The 4,447-nt window shown below is 69.3% G+C and carries 4 protein-coding genes and 1 tRNA gene; all 5 read left to right on the top strand.

The genetic code is table 11. The annotated features are described in order from the left end of the window. A partial coding sequence (locus tag ACFQGU_RS16955) for a toprim domain-containing protein (protein ID WP_386768881.1) occupies positions 1–712 on the top strand: 712 nt, incomplete at its 5' end. Positions 713–777: 65 nt separating this feature from the next. Continuing rightward, positions 778–3,426: a DNA gyrase subunit A gene (gyrA, locus tag ACFQGU_RS16960; RefSeq protein ID WP_386768882.1), complete on the top strand. Its 2,649-nt coding sequence runs from the start codon at positions 778–780 to the stop codon at positions 3,424–3,426. Positions 3,427–3,477: 51 nt separating this feature from the next. Next, complete coding sequence (locus ACFQGU_RS16965) at positions 3,478–4,029, top strand: DUF3566 domain-containing protein (RefSeq protein ID WP_386768883.1); 552 nt, start codon at positions 3,478–3,480, stop codon at positions 4,027–4,029. Between the two features lie 87 nt (positions 4,030–4,116). Beyond that, positions 4,117–4,194: transfer RNA gene (locus tag ACFQGU_RS16970), tRNA-Ile, on the top strand. Between the two features lie 32 nt (positions 4,195–4,226). Further along, on the top strand, positions 4,227–4,352 hold the full coding sequence (locus tag ACFQGU_RS16975; RefSeq protein WP_386768884.1) for a DLW-39 family protein: 126 nt from the start codon (positions 4,227–4,229) through the stop codon (positions 4,350–4,352). Positions 4,353–4,447 lie beyond the last annotated feature (95 nt).

A 4,447-nucleotide genomic window follows, 5' to 3' on the forward strand; every position in this document is an offset into this window, starting at 1 on the left:
CGGCAAGCTCATCGACTGCTCGTCGACCAACCCGGACGAGTGCGAGGTCTTCATCGTCGAGGGCGACTCCGCCGGCGGCTCCGCCCGCAGCGGCCGCGACCCGCGCACCCAGGCGATCCTCCCGATCCGCGGCAAGATCCTGAACGTCGAGAAGGCGCGCATCGACAAGGTGCTGCAGAACAACGAGGTGCAGGCGCTCATCTCCGCCTTCGGCACCGGCGTCCACGACGACTTCGACATCGAGAAGCTGCGCTACAACAAGGTCGTCCTGATGGCCGACGCCGACGTCGACGGCCAGCACATCACCACGCTTCTGCTGACGCTGCTGTTCCGCTTCATGAAGCCGCTGGTCGAGCGCGGCCACGTCTACCTCTCGCAGCCGCCGCTCTACAAGATCAAGTGGTCGCGCGAGGAGCCGGGCTACGCCTACTCCGACCGCGAGCGCGACGCCGTCATCGCAGCCGGTCTCGCCGCGGGCAAGAAGCTGCCCAAGGAGGAGGCCACCCAGCGCTACAAGGGCCTCGGCGAGATGAACGCCGACGAGCTCTGGGAGACCACGATGGATCCCGACCGCCGCGTGCTGCTGCAGGTCACGATCGACGACGCCGCGCAGGCCGACGAGATGTTCAGCGTCCTCATGGGCGAGGACGTCGAGAGCCGTCGGGCCTTCATCCAGCGCAACGCCCGCGACATCCGGTTCTTGGACATCTAATCCGCCTCGACATCTAGCCGTACGGCGCCCCTGCCCGATCCCCCGTCGTACCGCGAAGGAACCTCATGCCTGACGACATCGACACCACGACCACCGAGGCCGACGACTACAACCCCCGCATCGAGTCGGTCGACCTCCAGGTCGAGATGCAGCGCTCCTACATGGACTACGCCATGTCGGTCATCGTGTCGCGCGCGCTGCCCGATGTCCGCGACGGCCTCAAGCCCGTGCACCGCCGCGTGCTCTACGCGATGTTCGACGGCGGCTACCGCCCCGACCGCGGCTTCTCCAAGTGCGCGCGCATCGTCGGCGACGTGATGGGCAACTACCACCCGCACGGCGACAGCTCGATCTACGACACCCTCGTGCGCCTGTCGCAGCCCTGGTCGCTGCGCTACCCGCTCGTGTCGGGGCAGGGCAACTTCGGATCGCCGGGCAACGACCCCGCTGCCGCGATGCGCTACACCGAGGCGCGGATGGCGCCGCTCGCCATGGAGATGGTGCGCGACATCGACGAGGAGACCGTCGACTTCACGCCCAACTACGACGGCCGCACGCAGGAGCCTGTGATCCTGCCGAGCCGGTTCCCCAACCTGCTCGTCAACGGCAGCGCCGGCATCGCCGTGGGCATGGCCACCAACATCCCGCCCCACAATCTCGGCGAGGTGGCCGAGGCGGCGCAGTGGGCGCTCGCCCACCCCGGGGCCACCCGCGAGGAGATGCTCGAGGCGTTCCTCGAGCGCGTGAAGGGCCCCGACTTCCCCACCGGCGGGCTCATCGTCGGGCGCAAGGGCATCGAGGACGCGTACCGCACCGGCCGCGGCTCGGTCATGATGCGCGCCGAGGTCGAGGTGCAGGAGGACAACCGCGGCCGCACGCTGCTCGTCGTCACCCAGCTGCCGTACCAGGTCAACCCCGACAACCTCCTGCTGCGCATCGCCGAGCTCGCGAACGACGGCAAGATCTCGGGCATCTCCGACGTCCGCGACGACTCGTCGTCGCGCACCGGCATGCGCCTCGTGATCGAGCTCAAGCGCGACGCCGTCGCGAAGGTCGTGCTCAACAACCTCTTCAAGCACACCCAGCTGCAGGACAACTTCTCCTGCAACATGATCGCCCTCGTCGACGGGATTCCGCGGACCCTGCCGATCGACGGCTTCATCCGCCACTGGATCACGCACCAGATCGAAGTGATCGTGCGACGCACGACGTACCGCCTGCGCAAGGCGGAGGAGCGCGCGCACATCCTGCTCGGCTACCTGAAGGCGCTCGATGCGCTCGACGACGTGATCGCGCTCATCCGCGCGAGCGCCACCGTCGACGACGCGCGCACGGGCCTCATGGCGCTGCTCGAGGTCGACGAGATCCAGGCGACCGCGATCCTCGACATGCAGCTGCGCCGCCTCGCCGCCCTCGAGCGGCAGAAGATCATCGACGAGTACGACGACCTGCAGGCCAAGATCGCCGACTACAACGACATCCTCAGCAACGAGCCGCGCCAGCGCAGCATCGTGAGCGAGGAGCTCGCGGAGATCACGGCGAAGTACGCCGACGACCGCCGCAGCGTCATCATCCCCTGGGACGGCGAGGTCACCGACGAGGACCTCATCGCCGAGGAGGACGTCGTCGTCACGATCACGCGCGGCGGCTACGCCAAGCGCACGGTCGCCAGCCTCTACCGGGCGCAGCGCCGTGGCGGGAAGGGTGTGCGCGGCGCATCGCTGCGCGGCGACGACGTCGTCGAGCACTTCTTCGTGACGACCACGCACCACTACCTGCTGTTCTTCACCAACAAGGGCCGGGTCTACCGGGCAAAGGCGTACGAGCTGCCGGACTCCGGCCGCGACGCCCGTGGTCAGCACGTGGCCAACCTCCTGGCGTTCCAGCCGGAGGAGCAGATCGCGCAGGTCCTCGACGTCCGCGACTACCAGGCCGCGCCGTACCTCGTCCTCGCCACGCGCGACGGCATGGTGAAGAAGACGCGCCTCGACGAGTTCGACTCCAACCGCAGCGGCGGCGTCATCGCCATCAACCTGCGCGACGACGACGAGCTCATCTCCGCGCAGCTCGTCGACGAGGGCGCCGACCTCCTGCTCGTCAGCGCGAAGGGCATGTCGGCGCGGTTCACCGCGGACGACGACACCCTGCGCCCCATGGGTCGAGCGACCTCCGGCGTCATCGGCATGCGCTTCCGGGACGGCGACCACCTCCTCGCGATGGACACCATCCGCGAGGGCGCGTACGTCGTCACCGTCACCGACGGCGGCTACGCCAAGCGCACGCCGGTCGACGACTGGAACGCCAAGGGCCGCGGCATCTACGGCGTCCGGGCGATGAAGCTCGTCGAGGAGCGCGGGTCGCTCGTCGGTGCGCTCGTCGCGTCCGAGGACGACGAGGTCTACGCGATCGCGTCCGACGGCGTCGTCATCCGCACCCGCGTCGCGGAGATCCGGGCGACCGGGCGCGACACGATGGGCGTCTCGCTCATGGACGTGAGCGGCGACAACGCGATCGTCGCCGTCGCCCGCGGCGAGGCCGGGGACGACGACGACACCGAGGACGATGTCGACGGCGTCGACGGCGTCGACGGCACCGAGCCCGCCACGGACGGCGACGGCACGACTGCGCAGGCTCCGGAGACGGTGTCCGACGCGGCGGAGGCCGAGCCGTCGGTTACCGTGGAGACCGCGACCGACGACGAGACCGAGAGCTAAGGGGACCCGGTGGACACCGCAGGCACGACACCGCGCTCCTCGGAGCGGTCGGTGGCTGCTGGGCGAACGACCGCTCCCGACCGCCCTGCCGGGTCCGGTGCCGGCTCCGGCGCTGCTGCTCCGGAGCGCCCGGCCGCGCCGTCGCGTCCTGCGAGCGACCCGCGGGCGCAGCTCGACCCGCGCTCCGGCTCGGGAGCTCCGCAGGCGGTTCCCACGGCCCAGGTGCGACCCGCCGGCCCGCGCCGCGCGCGGCTCATGGTCACGCGGCTCGACCCGTGGTCGGTGATGAAGACGGCGTTCATGCTCTCGGTGTCGCTGTCGATCGTGATCGTGATGGCCGTCGCGCTGCTGTGGTGGACGCTCGACGTCACCGGAGTGTTCGCGGCCATCGCGCGCACGGTGGACGACCTCGCGGGCACGGCGTCCACCTCGTTCGACTTCGAGTCCCTCGTCGGGTTCAACCGGGTCATGGGCGTCTCGTTCGTCCTGGCGGCGATCGAGATCGTGCTGGTCTCGGCGCTCGCGACGCTGTTCGCGTTCCTCTACAACCTCTCGGTCGGCCTCACCGGCGGCCTCGAGGTCACGCTGTCCGAGGACTCCTGATCCGAGGGTTCGGCGTACGGTGAACCCTGCACGCCTCCCCGTTTTGGGGACCCCGCCGTGCTGGGGTAGCCTTCTCCGGCACGCCTGGGGCCTATAGCTCAGCCTGGTTAGAGCGCTTCCCTGATAAGGAAGAGGTCGATGGTTCAAGTCCATCTAGGCCCACCACCACGCCCCACCCGCTCGGGAAGGCAGGAACCGTGAAGAAGCTGCTCGTGATCGCCGCGCTCGCCGCGGTCGGGTACGTCGTCTACCAGCAGATCGCTGCGGCCAAGGCCGAGCAGGATCTCTGGACCGAGGCCACCTCGGCACCCGACCTGCGCTGACCCACTCCACCGGGCGGTCCCCGCGGACCGTCTCCGGGGGCTTAGCTCAGTTGGTAGAGCGCTGCCTTTGCAAGGCAGAAGTCAGGGGTTCGAGT

Origin of the sequence: Longivirga aurantiaca (assembly GCF_042660085.1) — a bacterium.
Classification (GTDB): domain Bacteria; phylum Actinomycetota; class Actinomycetes; order S36-B12; family CAIYMF01; genus Longivirga; species Longivirga aurantiaca.